Here is a 23,304-nt window from a genome sequence, read left to right as displayed (position 1 = left end):
CACTGGGCGCGCGCCGCCCGCGTGGGTGTGATGGACGCATGACCTCCCACCCCGTCATCGACGTGGACGACCTCGGCGTGCGCTACGGCGACGTCGACGCCGTCACGCACCTCTCGTTCCAGGTCGAGCCCGGCGAGCTCTACGCGCTGCTCGGCACGAACGGCGCCGGCAAGACCTCGACCCTCGAGGTCGTCGAGGGGCACCGCGCGGCGTCGTCGGGCTCCGTGCGCGTGCTGGGGTCCAGCCCCACCGACCGTCGTGCCGTGCGTCCCCGCACCGGGATCATGCTCCAGGAGAGCGGGTTCTCCCCGGACCTCACCGTCACCGAGACCGTCGCGCTGGTCGGTCGGCTCTCCGGCCGCTCCGACACGGTCGACCGTGTCCTCGGGCTCGTCGACCTGCGCCGCGCGGCGCGGACGCGCGTCGCGCAGCTGTCCGGCGGGGAGAAGCGACGGCTCGACTTCGCGACCGCCGTCTACGGCCGCCCCGAGTTGCTGTTCCTCGACGAGCCCACGACCGGTCTCGACATCGCGTCGCGCGACGCGCTCTGGGCCGCGGTGCAGGAGCTGCGCGACGACGGCGCGACTGTCGTCCTGACGACCCACTACCTGGAGGAGGCGCAGCAGCGCGCCGACCGGGTCGGTCTCATGCACCGCGGCCGGCTGCGACACGAGGGGACGGTCGACGAGCTCACGCGCACCCTGCCCGCCTCCATCCGGTTCTCGCTGCCGGCCGACGCGCCGACGCCACCCCGGCAGGCGGCGCCCCTGGCGGACCGGTCGTGGGCGATCGAGACGTTCGAGCTCCAGCGCGACCTCAAGCAGCTCCTCGACTGGGCGGACGCGGGCGGCGTCGAGCTGCACGGGCTGTCCGCCGCACCGACCCGTCTCGACGACGTGTTCCGCGCCGTCACCTCCGACCCGGCGTCGTCGTCCTCCTGACGGCGCGCCCCCCGAACCCGAGAGGACCCGTACCCATGCTCCCCATCGCGCGCAGCGAGCTGGTCCAGCTCGTGCGCAACCGTCCCGTGCTCGTCACGTCGCTGCTCATGCCCGTGGCCGCGAGCGTGTTCTTCATCGGCTTTCGCGACGTCTTCGCCCGCATCGGCAGCCTCGGCTACGTCGCTGCCGTGCTCGTCATGACGATCGCGGCGTTCAGCCTCTACGCGACGACCGTGACCACCCTGGCCTCGCGGCGTCAGAACCTCTTCCTCAAGCGGCTGCGCTCGACCGCGGCGGGGGACGCGGCGATCCTGTCCGGCCTCGTGCTCCCGGTCAGCGCGATCGCCGTCGTCCAGGTGACCGTGATCCTCGCGGTGTTCGCCGCGGTCGGTGGCGCGCCGCACGACGCGCCCCTCCTCGTGGTCGCGGTCCTCGCGACGTTCGCGATGCTGCTCGCCCTCGGTGTCGCGACCGCCGGGATCACGACCTCGCCCGAGCACGCCCAGGTCACGACGCTGCCCCTGAGCCTCGGCACGGTGGTGGTCTCGAGCTGGGTGGGCATCACCGGGACGGAGAGCCTGCCGCTGCTCAAGCGGCTCCTGCCCGGGGGCGCGGCGACCGAGCTCGTCGTGGACGCCTGGAACGGCGGCGCCGCGCTCTCCGACTCGCTCCTCCTGCTCGCTCCCACGCTCGCGTGGGTCGTCGTGGCCGTCGCGCTCGCGGGCCGTATGTTCCGCTGGGAGCCGCGACGCTGACCGCTCCGGACCGATCTCGGCCGTGCGCGCACCCGGCGCTCGCGGCCTCGCCCGACGACCCGTCGCTCGCCGACATCCTGCACGGAAGGACGCACCATGGACGACCGCACGCCCCGCCCTGTACCCGCCATTCCCGCCGACCCGGCCGACCCGGCCGGGGGAGCCGCCCGCGACGACCTGCTCGTCGTCGACGACCTCTTCCTGCTCCTCCTGGACGACGACGGTGCGTCGATCCAGGCGGCCGGGACGCTGTACTACACGCTCGGCGGGGCGGTGCTCACCGAGCTCGCGCTGCTCGGGCGCGTGGAGGTCGACGGCACGGGCGTCCTCAACGGGCCACGCGTCACCCCGGTCGGCGACGGACCGTTGCCCGACCCGCTCCTGCAGGCGGCGTTCGACACGGTCGCGGCGAAGACCCAGCGGGTGCAGCCGCTGCTCGTCGCGCTCGGCGCCGACCTGTGGCGCGAGGTGATCGAGCGGCTCGTCGCGCGGGGCCTCGTCCGCCGGGAGGAGCGCACCGTGCTCGGGCTCTTCCGCACGACGCGGTGGCCCGCGGCGGACGCCGAGCACGAGGCGCGTCTGCGGGCCCGGGTCCGGCGCGTGCTGGAGGACGGCGAGGCGCCCGACGCGCGCACGGCGGCGATCGTCGGGCTGCTCTCGGCGAGCGGGGCGCTCCCGTCGCTCCGGCCGCCCCTGCCGTGGAACTCGGTGACCGCGGCGCGGGCGCAGGAGCTCCAGCGCGGCCAGTGGGGGCCGGAGGCCGTCGCCACGGCGGTCGCGCGCACGGCCGCGGCGATCACGGCGTCGACGGCCGCGGCCGCCGTCGCTGCCGCCGCGGCGGCCGGGCGCTGACCCGGCGTAGGTCCGTCGTCCGCCGACGGCGCGGCCCGGCGACCGTCTCGGGCGACCCGGCGCGGGCGCCCAGGCGCGGGCGGGTCGCTCAGACGAGCGTGAGGACGCCGAGCACGCCGACCGCGAGGGCGAGGAGGAGCGAGACTGCGATGAGGACGACGTGCACGGTGAGGAAGCGCGTCGCGCGACCCTCGGCGTCGCGCGAGCGCGGGTCCTTGGCGATGCGCTGGAGGAAGCGCGGCCAGATGAGCAGGTTCCACGCGGCCGTGACGAGCAGGACCACGGACCAGACGACGGGGATCTCCACGTCCCGAGCATGCCAGGCGGCGGCGGGGGCCTCGGTCGGGGCGACCGCGGGCAGGGTGTGGGATCCAGCACATCGACGCGACCGTGAGGTGAGGCTAACCTTGCCCCTGGTCGACGCGCTCGCGGGGCCGCCGTTCCGCCCGGGGACCCGGGCGCCGCACGAGGAGCCGCCCGTGTCCGTCAAGACGGTCAAGCCCCAGGACGCGCACGTCGTCACGCTGAGCGTCGTCGGGAGCGAACGGGTCAGCCCGAACGTCGTCCGCGTCACGCTCGGGGGACCCGAGCTGGACCTCTTCACCCCGCTGGGGTTCGACCAGTGGTTCCGACTCTTCCTCCCGCGCGAGGACCAGGACGCGCTGCGTCTGCCGACCCGCGCGTCGGGCCTCTGGTACGTCCAGTACCTGGCGACGCCCAAGGCGCGGCGGCCCTGGGTGCGGAACTACACCGTGCGCGCCGTGCGCCCGGACCTGCGCGAGCTCGACGTGGACTTCGTCGTGCACGGAGACGCGGGTCCCGCGTCGTCGTTCGCGCTGTCCGCCGAGCCGGGGGACCGGGTCGGACTGCTCGACCAGGGGATCGGCTACCACCCGCGCGTTCCGCACGACTGGACGCTCCTCGTCGCGGACGAGACCGGGATGCCCGCGGTCGCCGGCATCTGCGAGTCCCTGCCCGACGACGCGCGCGGCCTCGCGGTGGTCGAGGTCCCGGAGGCTGCGGACGTCCAGGAGTTCCGCGTGCCCGCGGGCGTCGAGCTCCGCTGGCTCCCGCGGGACGGTGCCCGACCCGCGGGCGGCGACCCCCACGACCTGCTTCCGGGCCGTCTCGCGCTCGACGCCGTGCGGTCGGCCGATCTGCCCGGCGGCCCCGTCTACGCGTACGCGGTCGGCGAGTCGGGGCTCGCGACGGGCGTGCGCCGCCACCTCGTCAACGACCGGGGCGTGCCGAAGGCGCACGTCGACTTCGTCGGGTACTGGCGCCACGGCCACGCGGCGTCCGCCTGACGGGACCCGCGCGCACCGTCGCGCGTCGGGTCGTCGTGCGGCGGGACGGGTCGGTCAGACCCGGCGGAGCTGACGGAACATGGGGCAGTCGAACGGGTCGCGCGCCGAGAGACCGACGCGGTTGAGGTACTGGACGACGATCGCGTACGACTGCACGAGGCTCGTCTCCGTGTACGGCAGGCCGAGGTGCGCGCAGTGCTCGCGCACGATCTCGCGTGCCCGGGCGAGGTGCGGGCGCGGCATGCTCGGGAACAGGTGGTGCTCGATCTGGAAGTTGAGCCCGCCCATGAGGATGTTCATCCACCAGCCGCCGCGGATGTTGCGCGACGTGAGGACCTGCTTGGACAGGAAGTCGATCTTGCTGTCGGCGGGGATGATCGCCATGCCCTTGTGGTTGGGGGCGAACGACGCCCCCATGTAGACGCCGAAGACGGCGAGCTGGACGCCCAGGAAGGCGGCCGCGAGGCCGAGCGGCAGGAACCAGACGACCGCGCCGACGTAGAGCGACAGGCGCAGCGTGATGGTGACGATCTCGATGACGCGCGTGCGGACGTCGCCGCGCGCGCGGCCGCCGGCGAGGAGCGAGCGGAACGCCTGCACGTGCAGGTTCACGCCCTCGAGCGTCAGGAGCGGGAAGAACAACCAGCCCTGGTAGCGGTTGATGACCGCCCGGAAGCCCTTCGCGACCTCCGCGTCCTCCTCGAGGAACACGACGACGTCGGGCGCGATGTCCGGGTCCTTGCCGCGGCGGTTCGGGTTCGCGTGGTGGCGCGTGTGCTTGCTCATCCACCACGAGTGGCTGATGCCGACGACGCCGTTGGCGAGCACCTTCCCGAGGCGGTCGTTCGCCGGGCCGGACGCGAAGACCTGGCGGTGGGACGCCTCGTGCGCGACGAACGCGAACTGGGTCAGGATCAGGCCGAGCGCCCCGGCGACGAGGAGCTGGAACCACGAGTCGCCCAGGAGCACGAACCCGGCGACGGCGCCGCCGAGCGCGAGCGTGAGGATCCCGAGGGTCCACAGGTAGTAGGCGTGCGTGCGGCGGAGCAGGCCCGCGTCGCGCACCGTGCGCGACAGCGCGCTGTAGGTGCTGGTGACGGCGCCGGGCTCGTCGGTCCGGGGGCGGGTGGCCCGGAAGCCCGGGCGCACTGCGGCAGAGGTCATGTGTCCTCGCAGGGGTGTCGGTGTCGACTTCCCAGCCGCGGAGGTGAGCAGGTGCCCGTCGTGCAGATGACCCCACCCTACGGGACCGTAGGTTGCGCGCGCGAGGGGGGCGGGTGAAGGAGTCGCGAAGGAGCGACACGTCTCCGACGGCGTCAGGCGGCGAACCGGAAGGTCTGGCGGTACTCCGTCGGCGTGATCCCGACCGCCCGGCGGAAGTGGTGCCGCAGGAGCGCGGCCGACCCGAAGCCGCTGCGGCGCGCGACCTCCTCCAGGTCCAGCGACGACTCCTCGAGCAGCGACTGTGCGTGCGCCACGCGCTGCGACGTGAGCCACGCGAGGGGGGTCGTCCCGGTCTGCGCGACGAACGCGCGCGCGAACGTGCGCTCGGAGGTGTGGGCCCGGCGGGCGAGGTCGCGCACCGTGAGCGGCTCGTCGAGGTGCTCGGTCATCCACTCCAGCAGCTCCCCGAAGGAGTCCTCCTCGCACTCCGGGACGGGGCGCTCGATGAACTGGCGCTGCCCGCCGTCGCGCTGGGGCGGCACGACCATGCGCCGGGCGATCGTGTTGGCCACCCGTGCCCCGAGCTCGCGGCGCACGAGGTGCAGGCACGCGTCGATGCCCGCCGCCGTGCCTGCGCTCGTGATGAGGTTGCCGTCGTCGACGAAGAGCACGTCGGGGTCGATGTCGAGGCTCGGGTAGCGGCGGCGCAGCTCGTCGGCGTGCATCCAGTGCGTCGTCACCCGCCGCCCCTCGATGACGCCCGCGGCCGCGAGCACGAACACGCCCGAGCACACGCTGAGCAGCAGGGCGCCGCGGTCCGACGCGCGGCAGACGGCGTCGAGCACCTCGGGCGGGTAGGCGGTCCCGATGCGGATCGCGGGCACGACGACGAGGTCGACGTCGTCCGTCGCGGACAGGTCGTGGTCGGGCACGACGTGCGCGCCCACCGACGTGCGGACCGGGCGTCCCGCGACCGGCCCGCACACGCGGAAGTCGAACGACGGGACGCCGTCGTCGCTGCGGTCGAGGCCGAAGACCTCGCACACGACGCCGAACTCGAACGGGGCCAGGCCGTCGCACACGACGGCCGCGACGGATCGCACCATGCTCGGCACGCTACGCCGCTGGCAGGATCTTGTCGAGAGGTGTCGGTGCTGCCACTCGTCGGTCCGCTCGTGCGCCGGGAGGGTGGAGCCATGGACATCTTCTGGGGTGTGATGGTTCTTCTCCTCGTCGTCGGCCCGACGGTCGCGGCCCTCGCGGTCCGGCGTGAGGACCCGGCCCGTCCGTGGTTCCCCGCCGGGTCCGACGGCGCGTGGCCCGGTGGTGCCGCGTGGGACGCTCGCGGGGACCGGTCGGTGCACGGCGAACGCTGGGACCGCGACGCGCAGCGGCTCGACGCCGACCTGCGCGCCGCCGCGTCGCGCCCGGTCGAGCCGGGGGCCGTCGTCGACCCGCACGAGGTCGCGGCCGAGGTCGTGCTGCGGCGCGTCGTGCCGAACCCCGCCGTGCGCGACGGCGTGCGCGCCGCTCCTGCCGTGCCGGGCGGGCGTCCCGGGGCGAACGCGCCCGCCGCGCCGCGGCGGCCGGGGACCCGGGGAACGCCGCTCGCGCGCTGAGTCCCCGCGTGCGCAGCGGCGCGGCCACGCGCCGCTCGATCGCGTGCGGCGTCTCCGGACGCACGAACGGCCCGGACCTCGTGGAGGTCCGGGCCGTTCGTGGGGGAGAGGGTAGCGCTCTGGTCAGGCGCGCGAGCCGACCGCGTCGACGTCCGCGTCGCCTGTGAGCTGGTCCAGGCCCTCGAGCTCGTGCGCCTCCCACGGGGCGTGGCCGAGGCTCGGGATCATCGTCGCGAGCTCGGGGCGCCACTTGGTGAAGCGGGCGGGGAAGCAGCGCTCGAGCAGGTCGATCATCGCGGGGACGGCCGTCGAGGCGCCCGGCGAGGCGCCGAGCAGGCCGGCGATCGAGCCGTCGGCCGCCGCGATGACCTCGGTGCCGAACTCGAGGACGCCCTTGCCGTCCTTGTCCTTCTTGATCACCTGGACGCGCTGGCCCGCCGTGATCGTCTCCCAGTGCTTGGGGTGCGCCGTCGGCATGAAGCCCTGGAGCGCGGTGAACTTGGTCTCCGGGCTCGCGAGGAGCTGGCCGACCAGGTACTGGGTGAGGTCGAGGTTCTTCAGGCCCGCGCCGACCATCGAGCCGAGGTTGTGCAGGCGCAGCGACGTGAACAGCCCGAGGTACTTGCCCTTCTTGAGGTACTTGGGGCTGAACCCGGCGTAGGGGCCGAACATGAGGTACGTCTTGCCGTCGACGACGCGCGTGTCCAGGTGCGGGACCGACATGGGCGGCGAACCGACGTCGGCTTTGCCGTAGACCTTCGCCTGGTGCTGGGCGACGAGCGCCGGGTCGTCCGTGCGGAGGAACTCGCCGCTGATCGGGAAGCCGCCGTAGCCCTTCGCCTCGGGGATGCCGGCCGCCTGGAGGAGCGGCAGCGCGCCGCCGCCGGCGCCGACGAACACGAACCGGGCCTCGACCGTCGAGCGGCGCTTCGGGGCGTTCCACGAGCGGTCCTTGACCGTCAGGCGCCAGCGGCCGTCCTTCGTCTTCTTGAGGTTCTTCACCTCGTGCTCGAGGTAGAGCTGCGTGCCCTCCGAGACGAGGTAGTCGACGAGCTGCTCGGTGAGGGCGCCGAAGTCGACGTCCGTCCCGCTCGTCGCGCGCGTCGCCGCGACCGGCTCGTCACCGTCGCGCTCGGCGACCAGGAGCGGGGCCCACTCGGCGATGACCGCCGGGTCGTCCGTGAACTCGAGCTCGCTGAACAGCGGGTGGCGGCGCAGGGTCTCGAAGCGGCGACGCAGGTAGTCGACGTTCTCCGCGCCGCGCACGAACGTCATGTGCGGGGTGCGGGAGATGAAGCTCGCGGGCTGCGGCAGGGCGCCCGTCGTGAGCAGGTGGTGCCAGAACTCGCGCGACACCTCGAACTGCTCGTTGATCTTCACCGCCTTGGTGATGTCGATCGAGCCGTCCGGCTTCTCCGGCGTGTAGTTCAGCTCGCACAGGGCGGCATGACCCGTCCCGGCGTTGTTCCACGGGTTCGACGACTCCTGCGCCACGGCGTCCAGGCGCTCGTAGATGCGCACCGTCCAGGTGGGCTCCAAGACCTTCAGGAGTGCCCCGAGCGTGGCGCTCATGATGCCACCGCCGATGAGGGCTACGTCGATCTGGTCTGCGCTGCTTGCGGGGTTGCTCGCTCGACTCGACACATGTCGATCCTACGCTTGTGAAAGAGTGCACTAACTGTGCGGTGCGTCACGGGCGTGCGTCACACTTTCGCGGGACCTCGGTCCCGACCCGGGCAGGTCGGACGTCTCGTACCGCGCGATCCGCCGCGTCCGCCCAGGTAGAGCCCTGGTCCCGCGAGGTAGATCCCTGGTCCCGCGAGGTAGAGGTCTGGTCCCGCGAGGTAGAGCCGCGGTTCCCTCGGTGAGTCGACTACGGCTCTACCTCGGTGCACTGAGGCTCTACCTCGCGGGGGCGGGGGCGTCCTGCTGCGGGGAGTACGGAGAGGGCCAGAGGCCGATCTCGGGGAGGCGCACGGGCTCGCCCGCGAGGCGGGCGGTGGGCTCGGTGGTGGGAGCCCGGCCGGCGAGCCAGGCGGCGACGTCGGTGAGGCTGCCGTGGACGACGACGGCGCTCCGGCCGGGCGCGGACGCCGCCCCGGACACGGCCCCGGGCCCGGGTTCGGCAGCCATGCGGAGGCCGTCCGGTCCCCCACGGAGGCCGCCCGGTCCCACACGGAGACCGCCGGGGCCCACGACGAGCTCTCCCGGTTCTCCGGCGAGCTCGACCACGACGTCGTCCGCGAGCCGCACCCCGAGGAAGTCGAGCAGGTGGAGACCGAGCGCGGGAGGCCACGTGTCGAGCCCGACGCCCGCGTCGAGGTCGACGGCGTGGATCCGCACCTCGCGCCACCAGGCCACGAGCGCGTCCGTGACCGTGCCGTCGCGGTAGGTCACCGGCGCGGCCCACCCGGCAGACCCGGCGGCGGGCCACGCGGCGTCGAGGCGGTCCGCCAGCGCGTCGAGCGCCGCGACGTGCTGCGCGCCCGAGCGCAGTGCGCCCGCCCGGATGCCGTCCTCACGCCCGGCCGCGCCGCCGTCGTACACCTCGACGAGCTCACCGTCGGCGGCGCGCTCGGCCTGCCGTGCCATGGCCTCGCCGATGGCGGTGACGTGCGCGAGCACGTGGCTGCGCGACCACCCGGGCAGGGCCGACGGCGCGTCGAGCCCGGCGGCGTCGAGCCCGCGCGCCGCGTCGGTCACCGCGTCGAGAGCGGCGCGCGCGTCGCTCCGGACCTCCTCGACGTCGGGCGGGGTGAGGGCGGGGGTGTCGGTCAGGGCCACAGCAGCTCCTTCGTCCAGGTGGTCGGCGCGCCGGACGCCGCGGTGTAGCGCAGGCGGGTCTGGCCCGCGCCCGACGACGCCCAGAACTCCACGCTCGTCGCTTCGAGCGCGTAGGCGGTCCACGCGTCGAGGACGAGCCCGGGCTGCGCCCGCACGCGGTCGAGGGCGGCGTCCCACGCCTCGCGGTACGTGGCGCGGGACGGGAGCGGGGTGCTCTGCGACCCCGCCAGGGCGGTCGCGCGGGAGAAGTCGGACCGGTCCCGGAAGTCCGCGGCGGACGTCTCGGCGTCCAGGGGCACGACGGGTCCGCGCACGCGGACCTGTCGCCCGTGCTCGCGCCAGAGGAACGTCAGCGCGGCGTTCGGGTTCTGCGCGAGCGCGACGCCCTTGGGGGAGTCGGCGCGCGTGGCGAAGACCCACCCGTCGCCGTCGACGTCCTTGAGGATCAGGGTCCGGGCGTCCACCCGGCCGCTCGCGTCGGCGGTCGAGAGCGTGGCGGCGTGCGGCGCGGGCAGCCCGGCGTCGATCGCGTCGTCGAGCCAGCGGACGAAGAGTGCGCCCGGCTCGTCGGGTGCGGCGTCGACGTCGAGACCGGGGAGGTCGGGGCCGAAGACGGGCAGGGCCCGCAGGCGTTCGCGCAGGGACGGGCGGTCGGCGTCGGTCATGCGTCCTCCGGGGTGGTCGGGAGCGGGTCGAGCAGGGCGGCGAAGCCCCGCGCGGCGGCGGACATCGCGCCCGGGTCGTCGAGGGCGCGCGCGAGGACGTACCCGCCCTGCACGACGGCGACGGCGGCGTGCGCGCGGTCGCGCGCCGCGTCGTCGGGCAGCCCGCCCTCGACGAGGACGGCGGCGGCCAGGTCGACGAGCCCGCGGAAGTAGGTGCGGACCTCTGCGGCGAGCGCGGGGTCGTCCATGACGGCCTGGTCGCTCACGAGGCGCCCGACCCTGCAGCCGGCGAGCGCGGGCCGCGGCCGTTCGAGATAGCGGACGAGACGCTCGACGGCGGAGCCCTCCGCGCCGAGGTCACGCCGCGCTGCGTCGAGGCCCGCGGTCGTCGTGGCGTGCACGGCCGCCGCGGCGAGGTCGTGCTTCGTGGGGAAGTGGTGGTAGAGGCTGCCCTGCCCGACGCCGCTCGCGGCGAGGACCTGACGCGGGCTCGTCGCGCCGACGCCCTGGGCCCAGAACAGCTCCTGCGCGGCGGCGACGAGGCGCGTCCGGGCGTCGGTCGACGTCATGCGAGCACCATACCTACCTCAAGGTATGGCGTCGAGCCGACGAGGCGTCCCACAGGCAGCACGGAGCCCGTGGTCCCTCGGTCGGGACGGCAGCGGGACCGAGTCGTACGGTGGGTCCGTGACGGTGCAGCAGCGGGTGCTGGTGGTCGCGGTCCTCGCGTCGTTCGTGTCGTTCCTGGACGGCTCGGTGGTCAACGTCGCGCTGCCCGCGATCTCCGCCGAGCTCACCACCGGGCCGGTCACGGGTCTCGCGCTGCAGCAGTGGGTCGTCGACGCCTACATGATCACGCTCGGCGCGCTCATCCTCCTGGCCGGGTCGCTCTCCGACGTCCACGGGCGACGCCGCATCATGGCGATCGGGCTCGTCGGGTTCGCCGTGACGTCCGTGGCGTGCGCGCTCGCACCCGACGGCCTCGTCCTCGTCGTCGCCCGCGGCCTCCAGGGCGTCGCGGGCGCCCTGCTCGTGCCCAGCTCGCTCGCCATGATCATCTCCACGTTCGACGGCGAGCGGCAGGCCCGGGCGATCGGCTCCTGGACCGCGTGGACCAGCACCGCGTCGCTCGTCGGGCCGCTGCTCGGCGGCATCCTCATCGACGCGATCTCGTGGCGCTGGGTCTTCTGGATCAACGTGCTGCCCGTCGCGGTCACGCTGTGGCTGCTGCGCGGCGTCCCGCGGTCCGCGGCGGAGGAGCCGGGCGCCGCGGTCGGCCCGGGCGGCCGACGGCGCATCGACACGCTCGGGGCGACGCTCGCCGCCGTCGGGCTCGCGGGGACGGTGTTCGCCCTCATCGAGCAGGGCCGCTTCGGGTGGGCGAGCCCCGTCGTGTGGGCGCCGTTCGCCCTCGGGGTCGTGTGCCTGGCCGCGTTCGTGGGGTGGGAGCGCCGCGCTCCGGACCCGATGCTGCCGCCGCGCCTGTTCCGGGTGCGCAACTTCGCGTGGGGCAACCTCGCGACCGCGGCGATCTACGGCGCGCTGTACTTCGGCGGGTTCGTCGTCACGCTCTTCCTCCAGCAGGTCGGCGGGTACAGCGCGACCGCCGCCGGGCTCGCCCAGCTCCCCGTCACGCTCGTGCTCCTCGCGCTCTCGACGCGGTTCGGGGCGCTCGCGGGCCGCTACGGCCCGCGCCTGTTCATGACGCTCGGCCCGATCGTCGGCGGTGCGGGCTACCTCCTCCTGCTCACGACGACCGACGACGCCGTCTACGTCACCCAGGTCCTGCCGGGCCTCGTGCTCTTCGGCCTCGGCCTCGCGATGACGGTCGCACCGCTGACGTCGGCGATCCTCGGCTCGATCCCCGCAGCCGACGCCGGCATCGGCTCTGCGGTGAACAACGCGGTCTCGCGCGTCGCGGGGCTCGTCGTCATCGCGTTCGCGGGGGTGATCGTGGGCGGCGTGCTCGACCTCGACGGCTTCCACCGCTCGCTCCTCGTCACGGCGGCCCTGCTCGTCCTCGGCGGCGTGCTCAGCTGGGTCGGCATCCGCAACGACCGCGTGCGCGCCGCCGGCGCCGGGCAGGCCGGGAGCGGCTGAGGCGGGGTGCCGACTCGAGGTCTCGGGCCCGTGCCGTCGGCTAGCGCACCGTCTGCAGGTCGTGGGTCGAGGTGTTGAGGCGACGTGCGCCGTCGGGCACGTCCGGCGGGAACGCGACGACGATGTCCTCGATCCGCACGCCGAAGCGGCCGGGCAGGTAGACGCCCGGCTCGACGGAGAAGCACATGCCGGGCTCGATCGGGCGGTCCTCGCCCTCCACCATGTACGGCGGCTCGTGCGTCGTCGTGCCGATGCCGTGACCGGTGCGGTGCACGAACTGCTCGCCGTAGCCCGCGTCGACGATGACGGCGCGCGCGGCGCGGTCGACGTCCTGGCACGTCGCGCCCGGGCGCACCGCGTCGACCCCGGCCTGCTGCGCGCGCCGGACGACGTCGTAGACCTCGCGCTGCTGGGCCGCGAGGCCGTCGTCCGTGCCGCCCGCGACGAGCACCGTCCGGGAGGTGTCCGACCCGTACCCGTCGCGCAGCCCGCCGAAGTCGAGCACGACGAGGTCGCCGGGCTCGATGACGCGGTCGCCCGCGTCGTGGTGCGGGTCGGCGCCGTTCGGGCCGGAGCACACGAGCGTGAAGTCGACCTGCTCGTGCCCGTGCTCGCGGAGGAACCGGTCGAGATCGGCCGCGACGTCTCGCTCGCGCCGGCCCGCGAACGCGACGCCCAGGACGTCCGCGAACGCGGCGTCGGCGGCCGCGCCCGCCGCGGCGAGGCGCTCCACCTCCGCGGCGTCCTTGACGGCCCGCAGCGTCGGGACGGCGTCGGAGAACGCGGTGAAGCGGGCGCCGGGCAGCGCGCGCTGGAGCCCGAGCACGTGCAGCGCCCACGTGGCGTCCGAGACGGCGTAGGCACCGTCCCTGGCGAGGAGGCGCGCCGCGGCGTCGTGCTCGTCCTCGCCGTCGCGCCACGTCACGACGTCGAGACCCTCCGCGCCCGGGGCGGAGGCCAGGTCGCCCCGCTCGAGCAGCGGCACGACGACGGACGCGCCGCCGGCCGTCCCGGTCCCCTCGGAGGGGATCGTGAGCAGCGTCAGCCGCTCCGTCTCCGGCGGCGCGTACCCGGTGAAGTAGGCGAGGTCGGGGCCCGGGGAGACGAGCAGCCCGGCGAGCCCGGCCTCCCGCGCGTGCGCGGCGGCGCGCTCGCGGCGCGCGGCGTAGACCTCGGGACCGAACGCGGCCCCCGGACGTGCGGCATCGGTGCTCGACATGAGCCCAGCGTGGCACCGCGCGCCGCCGACATCGACCCGAGCCACCCCGACGTCGGCCCGCTCTCGGTCTGCTCGGACGGCCGGGCTCGTCGTGGGCAGGTCGGTCTCGGTCGGGGTCCCGGTCGGTCCTGCGAGTGGCAGGCTGGTCGCATGACCGACGTGCGCAACCTCCTGGCCGCCCTCGACACGTTCGACGGGCACTGGCAGCCGCACCGCGTGGCGAGCCTCAACGACGCCGACGTCAAGGTGGTGAAGGTGCTGGGCGAGTTCGTCTGGCACACGCACCCCGAGACCGACGAGCTGTTCCTCGTGCTCGACGGCGAGCTGACGATCGACCTGCGCGACGGCGGCGTCGAGCGGGCGGTCGTGCTGGGGCCGCACGACCTGTTCGTGGTGCCGCGGGGCGTCGAGCACCGGCCGCGCGCCGCCGTCGAGACCTCCGCGGTGCTCGTCGAGCGGCAGGGGACGGTCAACACGGGGGACGCGGGCGGCGACCTCACGTCGCCGCTGCGGGAGCTGCCGGGCGAGCCGCGGACCGCCTGACGGCCGCCGCCGGATCGACCCGAGCGGGCGAGATCGACCCGCGGCGGGTCGATCGGGCGACGCTCGGGCCGATCTCGCGGGGTCAGACCCGGACGACGACCTTGCCGCGCACGTGCCCGGACTGGCTCGCGCGGTGCGCGTCTGCGGCGTCGACGAGGTCGAAGACCTCCGCGACCTCCGGGCGCAGCAGGCCCTCGTCGCCGAGCCGCGCGAGCTCGGCGAGGTCGGCCGCGTCGGGGCGCACCCACACGTAGTGCCCGCCCAGCTCGTCGCGTGCCCGGGCGTCCGTGATCGAGGCGACCGTGCCGCCGTCGCGCAGCACCTGCGGGACCGAGTCGAGCGCGTCGCCACCCACGTAGTCGAGGACGACGTCCACGCCGTCGGGGGCGAGCGCCCGGACCCGCTCCGCGAGCCCGTCGCCGTAGGTCACCGGCTCCGCGCCGAGCGACCGCAGGAAGTCGTGGTTGCGCTCCGACGCCGTCCCCAGGACGCGCGCCCCGAGCGCCTTCGCGATCTGGACGGCGAACGACCCCACCCCGCCGGCGGCGGCGTGCACGAGCGCCGTCTGCCCCGCGGCGAGACCGGTGCGCCGGATGGTCTGGTACGCCGTGAGGCCTGCGAGGGGGACGGCCGCCGCCTCCTCGAACGACCACGCCGCCGGCTTGCGGGCCAGCGTCCGGACGGGCGCCGCGACGAGCTCGGCGAACGTGCCGCCCGAGACCTCGCCGCCCACGACGTCCTTGCGCACGTACCCGTACACCTCGTCGCCGACCTGGAGCTCGGGGGTGTCGAGGCCCACGCGCTCGACGACGCCGGCGACGTCCCAGCCGGGCACGACGGGGAAGACCGCGTCCATGACCTGGTCGAGATATCCCTCGCGGACCTTCCAGTCCACCGGGTTCACGCTCGCCGCGCGCACGCGGACGAGGACGGAGTCGGGCCCGACCTTGGGGGTCGGGAGGTCGGTCGTCTCGAGGACGTCTGGGCCGCCGTAGCGGGAGTAGGTGATGGCTCGCATACGGGCGGCAACCCCGCGGACGCTCGACGGATTCCCGCGGCGCGGTCAGCCCTCGAACGCCGTGGGGTCCATGAAGAGGACCTCCCACTGGTGCCCGTCGAGGTCGGCGAAGCTCCGCGAGTACATGAAACCGCCCTCCTCCTGCGGGTCCTTGACCGCCGTCGCACCGGCGGAGAACGCGGCGTCGGCGAGCCGGTCGACCTCGGCGCGCGAGCCCACGCTCAGCGCGTTGATGACCTCGGTCGTGGCGGTCGCGTCGGCGATCGCCTTGTTCGTGAACCGCTGCGCGAACTCCGCGGTGAGGAGCATCACGTAGATCGTGTCGCTGAGGATGATCGAGGACGCGTTCTCGTCCGTGAACTGCTCGTCCACCGTGTACCCCAGCGCGGTGTAGAACGTCTTGGCCGCCTCGAGGTCGTGGACGGGCAGGTTGACGAAGATCTGGGTGCTCATGCGGTCCTCCGGAGTGGCGGGCGGGTCGCCCGGTGCGGGTGTCGTCGGGGTAGACGACGGCCCGCCCGGGAACTCATCGCCCGGCCGCGCGGTGGCCGCGACCGGGCGACGCCCCGCTCCGGCACGGCTCAGACGAGCGCGTCGCCGTCACGGGCCACGACCCGGCCGCCCGCGACGACGAGCGCCCGGCGCGGGGCGCGCACGACGGCGTCGGGCACGTTCTCCGCGTCGACGAGCACCACGTCCGCGGGCGCGCCGACGACGAGGTCGTGGACGTCGCGGCCGACGAAGCGCGCGGCGTCGGACGTCGCGACGCGCGCGGCGGTGACGAGCTCGTCGTCGTGCCGGAAGCGCGAGAGGCGGGCGAGCTGGGTGGTCAGCGCGAGGAGGTCGCCGGTCCCGTAGGGGGACCACAGGTCGCGGATCCCGTCCGTGCCGAGCCCCACGGCGACGCCCGCCGCCCGCAGCGCGTGCACCGGGAGGGGAGCGGCGCCGATCGGCGCGACGGTGGTCATGGTGATGCCCGCCTCGCCCATCGCGGCGACGAGGTCCGCCTGCCGTGACGGGGGGACCTCGCCGACCGCGAAGCCGTGCGCCACGTTGACCTTGCCCTGGAGGCCGGCGCGCAGGGTGCGGTCGATCATGAGCTCGACCTGGAACGCGCCGAGGTCGCCGCCGTCGTGGAGGTGCACGTCGATCCCGACGCCGCGGCGCTCGGCGATCGCGAACAGCCCGTCGAGCTGGCCGACGGGGTCGCGGTCGATCGACGCCGGGTCGAGCCCGCCGACGTGCTCGGCGCCCGCGGCGGCGGCCGCGTCGAGCAGGTCCAGCACGCCGGGTCGGCGCAGCACGCCGTCCTGCGGGAACGCGACGATCTCGGCGTGCACGGCGCCGTCCAGCGCGGCGAGCGCCTCGCGCACCACCTCGATGCCGCGCAGCCCCAGGCCGAGGTCGACGTCGACGTGGGTGCGGATCGCCGTCGTGCCGTGCCGCACGAGCTCGCGCAGCACCGTGAGCGTCACGTCGACGCCCGGGATGCCGAGCTCGTCGCGGTGCGCGCGCTCGTGCGCGATGCGGCCCTGCGTCGTCGCCTCGCCGCCGTAGCTCACCCAGGGCCGGCCCCACCAGCTCTTGTCGACGTGCGCGTGGGCGTTGACGAGGCCCGGGAGCGCGAGCAGGCCCCGGCCGTCGACGACGCCGTCGTCCGTCGCCGTGCCCGACGACGCGGGTGCGACCGACGGCGCGGACGCGGCCGGGTCGTGCGGCGTCACCGCCGCGATGCGGCCGTCCGCGACGTGCAGGTCGACCGGCTCGCCGCCCCAGGGGCGGACGTCGCGCAGGACGGTGACGGTCTCGGGGGTGCGGGCGGTGGTCATGCGGCGGGTCCTTCCGGGAGCGGGACGACGACCTGGGGTCGCCCGGGGATCTGGATCTCGTACGTGTCGAGCGTGGCGAGGTCGACGACGGTCGCGCCGTCCCACGCCTCGGCCTGCGTGTACCCACCGGCGAGCACGGCGCTCGGTCGGCCGGTCGCGGGGTCGGTCCACGTCGTCACGGTCTCGTGGCGGCGCGTGAGCGGGGTGACCTCCTCGGTGCCGGTCGCCGGGTCGAGCACCGTCACGTTCGGCCCGCCCGTGGCGTTGCCGAACGGGCCGTTGCCCACGACGACGACGCGGCCGTCGGGAGCGCGCGCGACGCCGTGCTGGTGGCTGTCCGCGGCCGAGGCCACGGTCGTCGTCGTGCCGGTGGCCGGGTCGAGGCGGACCAGCACGCGGCCCTGGTAGGGCAGCAGGAGCGAGCCGTCGTCGTCGAGCACCGCGTAGTGGGGCTTCTCGAACGACGCCAGGCCGCCGTCCGTGCCGAACGGCGCGACCTCGATCCGCCGGGCCCCGAACGTCGTGGTGTCGACGACGTGCACGGAGAAGGCGTCGTGGTCGACGGTGTAGACCTCGCGGCCGTCGGCGGCGACGAGCACGTCGAACGGCCGCAGCCCCACGGGGGTGCTCGCGACGACCTCGCGCGACGTGACGTCGATCGTCTCGAGCGTCGACGAGTCGCCGCGGTGGACGGCGACGTGGACGCGGGTGCCGTCGGGCGAGACGGCGATTCCCATGCCACCGCGGCGGTACTCGCCGAACGCGACGCGCGCGGGCGCGTCCCGGTAGGGGAGGAGGTCGACCCGCGCGCGCGTCGCGAGGTCCACGACGGCGACGCCCTGCGCCGTCGAGACGTAGGCGCGCATCGTCGGGGCGTGCACGGCGACGCCCCAGGGCGCCGCCCCGACCTCGATGCGGTCCACGACGGCGCTGCCCTCCCGGATCGTCGGGTCGACGACCGCGAGACCGTCGGACTCCGCCTCGGTCGCGAGCAGGAACCGCGAGGTCTCGGCGGCGGGGGTGGTGCCGGCAGGGGCGTCGGGCACGGGTGTCGTCGGCTCGTCCCCGGGCGTCGTCTCCGGTGCCTGCGCGGAGGCGGCCGGGCTCCGGGGTGCGGAGAGCGTGGCGTCCGCGCCCGTTCCGCCGGGCGTGCACGCGGCGAGGACGGCGACGCCGAGCGCGGTGACCCATGCCGCCGCACGTCGCGGCCGACGGATACGGGGCCGGCCGGCACCGCGGAGGGAGGGAGGGGCGACCATGGCCAAATGGTATACCAATCGCTCTCCGTGTCCCGGGCGCTGCTCTCCCCAGCGCGCGAGGGAGCCGGTCAGCCGTCGAGCGTCGCGGGCGCCTCCAGCACGACCTCGTCCGGCGACCTGTCCCGGCGCCATCCCTTCCACACGGGGTGGCGCAGCTTGCCGAACGGGACGTCGTCGCCCTCGCCCTCCCCGGCGCCCGTCCACTCGGCGTAGACCACCTCCGCGACCCGGCGGGGTGACACCCAGTGCGCGTCGCGCGCGTCCTCACGCGGGACGCCCACCGCGGGCGGCGTCGTGCGCCCGATCCGGTCGAGCTCGGCGACCAGGTCGCGCCGCTCGGCGTCCGTGAAGCCCGACCCGACCCGGCCCACGTAGACGAGCCGGCCGTCGTCGGGCACGGCGAGCAGCAGGGACCCGACGAGGTGCGTCCGCTCGCCGTGGCCCGGCCGCCACCCCACCACGACGACCTCCTGCGACTGCGCGTGCTTGAGCTTCAGCCACAGCGCCGAGCGGCGGCCCGACGAGTACGTCCCGTCGCGCCGCTTCGCGACGACGCCCTCGAGCCCCAGCCGCCTCGACGTCTCCATCGCGGCCTCCAGGTCCCCGTCGAAGACGGGCGGCACGTGCACCGGGGCGACGGCGTCGCGCAGCACGTCCTCCAGCACCTCGCGCCGCTCGTCGTACGGGCGCTTCGCGAGCGACCGCCCGCCGGTCTCCAGGACGTCGAACACCATGAGGTCGACCGTGACCCGCCGCCGTGCCGCGGCGACGTCCCCGGGCTTGGCGATGTTCGCGCGCTGCTGGAGGCGCCGGAAGCTCGGCCGCCCCCGCGCGTCGAGCGCGACGATCTCCCCGTCGAGCACCACGGGCAGCGCGTCGGCCGGCACCTGCTCCGCGAGCGCCTGCAGCTCCGGGTACGTCACCGTCATGTCCTTGCCCGAGCGGCTCACGAGCCGCACCCGCCCCTGCGACACGTGCGCGAGCGTCCGGAACCCGTCCCACTTCATCTCGAACGCCCACGCGTCGCCGTCGTGCAGGTCGCCCGCCGACGCGGGCGACGCGAGCATCGGCCGCCAGTCCGTCCGCGCCGGTCGCGGCTCCGGGGTGCCGTCGTGGTCCGTGCGCTGCTCGTGGTCGCGTCGGGTGGCGGGTGCGGTGCTCGCGCCGGGTCTGTCGTCCGCGCCTCGTTCGTCGGCGCTCCCGGCGGACCCGCCACGATCCGGCGCCTCCTCCCCACCCCCGGCGCCCCGGCCCCGCGCGCTCTCGCCCGGACGGCTCGGCCTCGGTGCCATGAGGTGGATCAGCCAGTTGTCCTCGTCGCGGCCGTCGCGGCCGCCCGTGTGGATGAGCGCGAGGCGGCGGGTGCCGTGCTGCTCGCCGTGGAGCGTGACGATGACCTCCTCGCCGTCGCGCCACTTCTCCAGCTCGTACGTGCCGGCGTCCCAGATGGTCACCTCGCCGGCGCCGTACTCGCCCTTCGGGATCGTGCCCTCGAACGACCCGTACGCGAGCGGGTGGTCCTCGGTCTGGACCGCGAGGTGGTTCTTCTTGGGGTCGGTCGGCTCGCCGCGGGGCAGCGCCCAGCTCACGAGCACGCCGTCGTGCTCCAGCCGGAAGTCCCAGTGCAGGCGGCGGGCGTGGTGCTCCTGGATGACGAAGCTGTTGCCCGCGCTCGGCGGCGGCGGCTCGTCCGGGACGGGCTCGGGCGTGCGCCCGGCGTCGCGCATGGAGCGGTACCGGTGCAGGCGGTCGGGCCGCTCGTCGTCGTCCGGCCCGCCGTCCGCGGTGCCGCTGCCCGACGCCGCGCCCCCCTTCCGCTCGAACGTCGCCATGCGCTCGGGCGTGGGCTCGAGCGCGGAGAGGTGCCCCTGCGTGAGCGCGGCGAGCGGGTCGCCCAGGGTGCGCACACGCTCGACGACCTCGTCGAGGTCGAGGTGGCGCAGGTCCGGGTCGTCGAGCTCCTCCCAGGTGCGTGGCGCGGCGACGGTGGGGTGCTCGCGCCCGCGCAGCGAGTAGGGCGCGATCGTCGTCTTGTTGCCGTTGTTCTGGCTCCAGTCCACGAGCACCTTGCCGCCGCGCAGCGACTTCTTCATGTCGCTCACGACGAGGTCGGGGTGCTCGGCCTCGAGATAGCGCGCGAGCTCGTGCGCGACGGCGGAGACGGCCGCCGCGTCCTGCTTGCCGTCGAGCGCGGCGTACAGGTGGATGCCCTTGGACCCGCTCGTCACCGGCAGGGGGTCCAGGCCCATGCCCTGGAGGATCTGCCGCGCCTGGCGGGCGACCTCCGCGCACTCGGGCAGCCCGGCACCCGGGCCGGGGTCGAGGTCGAGGACCAGCCGGTCGGGGTCGAGGTGGACCCCGGTACGACCGAACCGCCACTGCGGCACGTGGAGCTCGAGCGACGCCGTCTGGCCGAGCCACGTGAGGGTCGCGAGGTCGTTGACCAGCACGTAGTCGTTGGAGCTGCTCTTGTGCTGGATGCGGCGCGTGCGCACCCAGGACGGGACGCCCTGGCCCGCGTTCTTCTGGAAGAACACCTGGCCGTCGACGCCGTCGGGCCAGCGCTTGCGCGTCGCGGGACGGTTGGCGCAGTGGGGGAGCATGACGTCGGCGACGGCCGCGAGGTACGCGAGGACGTCGGCCTTCGTCGTGCCGGTGGCGGGGTAGAGGACCTTGTCCAGGTTGGTGAGCCGCAGGCGGTGACCACCGACGTTCACCGTCTCGCCCGCCCGGCTGGATGTGGTGGCCATGGGCCCATCGTGGCGCGGGCCCGACGGCGTCGCCCGCCGTGGCGGGAACTTCTCGGCGTCCTCGACCGTGGACACTGGGGGAGGCTGTCCGACCGGCCGGGCAGCCCGCCCGGGGTCGATGCCGGACCGAGAGGATCACCGTGACGCACCTGACGACCGACGACGTCCCGCTCCCTGCGGAGATCGGTCCCCGCGTCCGCGAGTTCCGTCGCCTGATGATGAACTACAAGTTCGGCATCGACGAGGTGATGACGAAGATCACCGTGCTCCGCGACGAGTTCCGGCACGTGCACGACGACAACCCGATCGAGCACCTGGGCTCGCGCCTGAAGTCGCTCGAGTCGATCGTCGCGAAGGCGCGGCGCAAGGGGATCCCGCTCACCCCGGAGGGCGTGCGGGAGAACATGTTCGACGTCGCGGGCGTCCGGGTCACGTGCGCGTTCGTCTCCGACATCTACCGCGTGCGCGACCTGCTCGTGGGCCAGCGCGACCTCACGGTCCTCGAGGAGCGCGACTACATCGCGCACCCGAAGGGCAACGGCTACAAGAGCCTGCACCTCATCGTCCAGGTGCCCGTGTTCCTGTCCGACCGCGTCGAGGACGTCGTGGTCGAGATCCAGCTCCGCACGATCGCCATGGACTTCTGGGCGAGCCTGGAGCACAAGATCTACTACAAGTACCAGCGGGACGTGCCCCAGCACCTGACGGACGCGCTCAAGCTCGCGGCGGACGTCGCCGCGACCCTCGACACCACGATGGAGCGCATCCACGACGAGGTGCGCAGCCTCGACGGCGTGCCCGAGCCGGTCGAGAACACCGACGAGCTCGCCACACCGCGCGAGGTGCTGGAGAGCTTCATGCGGACGGCGCAGGTCGCCGACGAGGCGTTCCACGAGCGCCGCCACGACGGCTGAGGCGCCGCTCCCGCGCGGGCGCGACGGCGTCGGGCCGCTCAGACCAGCGTCTCGACGCCGATCCGCACCCGGTCGCCCACGTCGACGCCCTCGGCGCGGCGGACCGCGGCCTTGATGGGCACGACGAACGTCTTGCGCTGCGCGTCGGGGAACACCGACGTGGACCAGCGCTGCGCCCCGAGCGTCACCTCGACCTTGACCGAGCCGAACCCGGCGGGCGGGAGCGGCAGCTCCGCGATCTCGTCGCTCACGTCCTCCGGGAGCGCGGCGAACACCCAGCTGTCGGTGCGCGCCTCCCACCGCCACAGCTCGGCCTCGAACTCGAACCTCGTCCCCGCCACCCCACCATCGTGCCGCGGGCCACCCACACGCGGGTGCCGTCGTCGCGCGCTCGCCGGGGCGGCCCGGGCGCCGGGCGCACGCCGTACGCCGCCGTACCCCTCGCGGGCGGACGCCGGTGACGCCACCATGGACGGATGAGGGCCATCTGGAAGGGCGCGATCACGTTCGGCCTCGTCAACGTGCCGGTCAAGGTCTACTCCGCGACGGAGGACCACGACGTGCCGCTGCACCAGGTCCACGACAAGGACGGCGGCCGCATCCGCTACCGGCGCGTGTGCGAGATCGACGGCGAGGTCGTGCCGTACGAGCACATCGACAAGGCGTACGACGACGGCGAGCGGACCGTCGTGCTGACCAGCGAGGACTTCGCCGCGCTCCCCGCCGAGCGCAGCCGCGAGATCGAGGTCGTGGAGTTCGTCCCGAGCGAGCAGATCGACCCGCTCCTGCTCGACCGCAGCTACTACCTGGAGCCCGACTCGAAGTCCAACAAGGCGTACGTGCTCATGCGGCGCACGCTCGAGGAGACCGACCGCACGGCGATCGTGAAGTTCGCGCTGCGCCAGCGCACGCGGCTCGCGGCGCTGCGCGTGCGCGACGACGTGCTCGTCCTCCAGACGCTGCTGTGGGCCGACGAGGTGCGCGAGGCCGCGTTCCCGTCGCTCGACGACGAGGCGAGGGTGACCGACAAGGAGCTCGCCATGTCGGCGCAGCTCGTCGCGAGCTTCGAGGCCGACTTCACCCCCGAGGAGTACGAGGACGACTACCAGGCGCAGCTCCGCCAGCTCATCGAGGCGAAGCTCGAGCAGGGCGACGCGCTCGACACCGCCGAGACGTTCGGCGAGCAGCCCGAGGAGAGCGAGGGCGCCGAGGTCATCGACCTCATGGAGGCGCTGCGCAAGTCGGTCGCGTCGTCGAAGAGCTCGCGTGCGGGCGGGGGGAAGGGCTCGGGTTCAGGTTCAGGTTCAGGGTCCCGGTCCGGGTCGACGGCGAGGTCCGGCTCCGGCCGCGCGAGCGCGTCGTCGGGGAAGGGCTCGAGCGGCTCCCGGTCGACGAGCGCGAGCAAGAGCTCGGGCGCGAAGGAGAAGTCGCCGTCGAAGCCGGCCGCGAAGAAGAGCACGAGCCGCGCCGCCTCCTCGAAGGAGAAGGCGACGACCTCGAAGACCACCCGGAAGAAGGCGTCCGCCTAGAGCCAGGCCGCGGGCGGGGCGCGCACGGCGCGACCTGCGCCGCGCTGGACGAGGGC

General features: G+C 74.4%; 23 protein-coding genes. 9 read left to right on the top strand and 14 right to left on the bottom strand.

From position 1 onward, the window contains the following. Window positions 1-38 precede the first annotated feature (38 nt). From ACZ4MO_RS06490 to ACZ4MO_RS06480, 3 genes are all read left to right on the top strand, one after another. Window positions 39-941 carry an ATP-binding cassette domain-containing protein gene (locus ACZ4MO_RS06490; RefSeq protein ID WP_175008322.1) on the top strand — a complete coding sequence of 301 codons (903 nt, stop codon included), beginning with the start codon at window positions 39-41 and terminating at the stop codon, window positions 939-941. Between the two features lie 35 nt (window positions 942-976). Then, on the top strand, window positions 977-1,696 hold the full coding sequence (locus ACZ4MO_RS06485; RefSeq protein ID WP_175008323.1) for an ABC transporter permease: 720 nt from the start codon (window positions 977-979) through the stop codon (window positions 1,694-1,696). 96 nt (window positions 1,697-1,792) lie between these two features. After that, entirely contained in the window at window positions 1,793-2,548 is a 756-nt protein-coding gene (locus ACZ4MO_RS06480; RefSeq protein ID WP_175008324.1) for a GPP34 family phosphoprotein, read from the top strand. A gap of 88 nt (window positions 2,549-2,636) precedes the next feature. Here ACZ4MO_RS06480 and ACZ4MO_RS06475 read toward each other — a convergent pair whose 3' ends face one another. Beyond that, entirely contained in the window at window positions 2,637-2,855 is a 219-nt protein-coding gene (locus ACZ4MO_RS06475) for an SCO4848 family membrane protein (RefSeq protein ID WP_074809782.1), read from the bottom strand. 172 nt (window positions 2,856-3,027) lie between these two features. Between ACZ4MO_RS06475 and ACZ4MO_RS06470 the strand changes: the two genes are divergently transcribed. Next, window positions 3,028-3,855: a siderophore-interacting protein gene (locus ACZ4MO_RS06470; protein ID WP_255437076.1), complete on the top strand. Its 828-nt coding sequence runs from the start codon at window positions 3,028-3,030 to the stop codon at window positions 3,853-3,855. Between the two features lie 54 nt (window positions 3,856-3,909). Here ACZ4MO_RS06470 and ACZ4MO_RS06465 read toward each other — a convergent pair whose 3' ends face one another. Further along, entirely contained in the window at window positions 3,910-5,019 is a 1,110-nt protein-coding gene (locus ACZ4MO_RS06465; protein ID WP_175008326.1) for a fatty acid desaturase, read from the bottom strand. Window positions 5,020-5,171: 152 nt separating this feature from the next. Beyond that, window positions 5,172-6,125 (bottom strand): helix-turn-helix domain-containing protein, encoded by a 954-nt coding sequence (locus ACZ4MO_RS06460; RefSeq protein WP_175008327.1) that lies wholly within the window; start codon window positions 6,123-6,125, stop codon window positions 5,172-5,174. Window positions 6,126-6,215: 90 nt separating this feature from the next. Here ACZ4MO_RS06460 and ACZ4MO_RS06455 point away from each other — a divergent pair, with 90 nt between their 5' ends. Then, window positions 6,216-6,638: a hypothetical protein gene (locus tag ACZ4MO_RS06455; RefSeq protein ID WP_175008328.1), complete on the top strand. Its 423-nt coding sequence runs from the start codon at window positions 6,216-6,218 to the stop codon at window positions 6,636-6,638. Window positions 6,639-6,761: 123 nt separating this feature from the next. Here the strand turns inward: ACZ4MO_RS06455 and mqo are convergent, their stop codons facing one another. The 4 genes from mqo to ACZ4MO_RS06435 form a co-directional block, all read right to left on the bottom strand. Beyond that, entirely contained in the window at window positions 6,762-8,282 is a 1,521-nt protein-coding gene (mqo, locus tag ACZ4MO_RS06450) for a malate dehydrogenase (quinone) (protein ID WP_175008329.1), read from the bottom strand. A 258-nt stretch (window positions 8,283-8,540) separates the two neighbouring features. Beyond that, the gene (locus ACZ4MO_RS06445) at window positions 8,541-9,422 is read right to left on the bottom strand and encodes a maleylpyruvate isomerase family mycothiol-dependent enzyme (RefSeq protein ID WP_186810380.1); all 882 of its coding nucleotides are present in this window, start codon (window positions 9,420-9,422) and stop codon (window positions 8,541-8,543) included. Beyond that, a complete protein-coding gene (locus ACZ4MO_RS06440) occupies window positions 9,413-10,087 on the bottom strand; it encodes a pyridoxal 5'-phosphate synthase (RefSeq protein ID WP_175008331.1) in 675 nt (224 codons plus the stop codon). The genes ACZ4MO_RS06445 and ACZ4MO_RS06440 overlap by 10 nt, the downstream gene beginning before the upstream one ends. Next, window positions 10,084-10,656, bottom strand: coding sequence for a TetR family transcriptional regulator (locus tag ACZ4MO_RS06435; protein WP_175008332.1), 573 nt, complete (start codon window positions 10,654-10,656; stop codon window positions 10,084-10,086). Before ACZ4MO_RS06435 ends, ACZ4MO_RS06440 begins: the two co-directional genes overlap by 4 nt. A gap of 118 nt (window positions 10,657-10,774) precedes the next feature. Between ACZ4MO_RS06435 and ACZ4MO_RS06430 the strand changes: the two genes are divergently transcribed. Continuing rightward, window positions 10,775-12,187 carry an MFS transporter gene (locus ACZ4MO_RS06430; protein WP_255437077.1) on the top strand — a complete coding sequence of 471 codons (1,413 nt, stop codon included), beginning with the start codon at window positions 10,775-10,777 and terminating at the stop codon, window positions 12,185-12,187. Between the two features lie 40 nt (window positions 12,188-12,227). Here ACZ4MO_RS06430 and ACZ4MO_RS06425 read toward each other — a convergent pair whose 3' ends face one another. Further along, window positions 12,228-13,406, bottom strand: a complete 1,179-nt coding sequence (locus tag ACZ4MO_RS06425) for a M24 family metallopeptidase (protein ID WP_175008334.1) — start codon at window positions 13,404-13,406, stop codon at window positions 12,228-12,230. Window positions 13,407-13,556: 150 nt separating this feature from the next. Between ACZ4MO_RS06425 and ACZ4MO_RS06420 the strand changes: the two genes are divergently transcribed. Next, window positions 13,557-13,949 carry a cupin domain-containing protein gene (locus tag ACZ4MO_RS06420; RefSeq protein WP_175008335.1) on the top strand — a complete coding sequence of 131 codons (393 nt, stop codon included), beginning with the start codon at window positions 13,557-13,559 and terminating at the stop codon, window positions 13,947-13,949. An 82-nt stretch (window positions 13,950-14,031) separates the two neighbouring features. Here the strand turns inward: ACZ4MO_RS06420 and ACZ4MO_RS06415 are convergent, their stop codons facing one another. The 5 genes from ACZ4MO_RS06415 to ACZ4MO_RS06395 all read right to left on the bottom strand — a co-directional run bounded on the left by ACZ4MO_RS06415 (window position 14,032) and on the right by ACZ4MO_RS06395 (window position 20,805). Beyond that, on the bottom strand, window positions 14,032-14,967 hold the full coding sequence (locus tag ACZ4MO_RS06415) for a zinc-binding dehydrogenase (protein WP_175008336.1): 936 nt from the start codon (window positions 14,965-14,967) through the stop codon (window positions 14,032-14,034). A gap of 45 nt (window positions 14,968-15,012) precedes the next feature. Next, entirely contained in the window at window positions 15,013-15,420 is a 408-nt protein-coding gene (locus ACZ4MO_RS06410; RefSeq protein WP_175008337.1) for a VOC family protein, read from the bottom strand. A gap of 128 nt (window positions 15,421-15,548) precedes the next feature. Continuing rightward, a complete protein-coding gene (locus ACZ4MO_RS06405; protein WP_175008338.1) occupies window positions 15,549-16,796 on the bottom strand; it encodes an amidohydrolase in 1,248 nt (415 codons plus the stop codon). Continuing rightward, the gene (locus ACZ4MO_RS06400; protein ID WP_255437078.1) at window positions 16,793-18,055 is read right to left on the bottom strand and encodes a YncE family protein; all 1,263 of its coding nucleotides are present in this window, start codon (window positions 18,053-18,055) and stop codon (window positions 16,793-16,795) included. The genes ACZ4MO_RS06405 and ACZ4MO_RS06400 overlap by 4 nt, the downstream gene beginning before the upstream one ends. Before the next feature lie 68 nt (window positions 18,056-18,123). Further along, the gene (locus ACZ4MO_RS06395) at window positions 18,124-20,805 is read right to left on the bottom strand and encodes an ATP-dependent DNA ligase (protein ID WP_175008339.1); all 2,682 of its coding nucleotides are present in this window, start codon (window positions 20,803-20,805) and stop codon (window positions 18,124-18,126) included. Window positions 20,806-20,945: 140 nt separating this feature from the next. On the opposite strand from ACZ4MO_RS06395, the gene ACZ4MO_RS06390 reads away from it, so the two are divergent. After that, entirely contained in the window at window positions 20,946-21,719 is a 774-nt protein-coding gene (locus ACZ4MO_RS06390) for a GTP pyrophosphokinase (protein ID WP_499278649.1), read from the top strand. Window positions 21,720-21,757: 38 nt separating this feature from the next. On the opposite strand, the gene ACZ4MO_RS06385 is transcribed toward ACZ4MO_RS06390, so the two are convergent. Further along, window positions 21,758-22,060, bottom strand: a complete 303-nt coding sequence (locus tag ACZ4MO_RS06385) for a DUF1905 domain-containing protein (RefSeq protein WP_031315545.1) — start codon at window positions 22,058-22,060, stop codon at window positions 21,758-21,760. Window positions 22,061-22,195: 135 nt separating this feature from the next. Between ACZ4MO_RS06385 and ku the strand changes: the two genes are divergently transcribed. Continuing rightward, a complete protein-coding gene (ku, locus tag ACZ4MO_RS06380; RefSeq protein WP_175008340.1) occupies window positions 22,196-23,248 on the top strand; it encodes a non-homologous end joining protein Ku in 1,053 nt (350 codons plus the stop codon). Window positions 23,249-23,304 lie beyond the last annotated feature (56 nt).

The sequence above is a fragment of the Sphaerisporangium cinnabarinum genome (assembly GCF_055567015.1).
The sequence above is the reverse complement of the archived record's forward strand: the minus strand, read 5'-3'. Positions and strand labels throughout refer to the sequence as shown.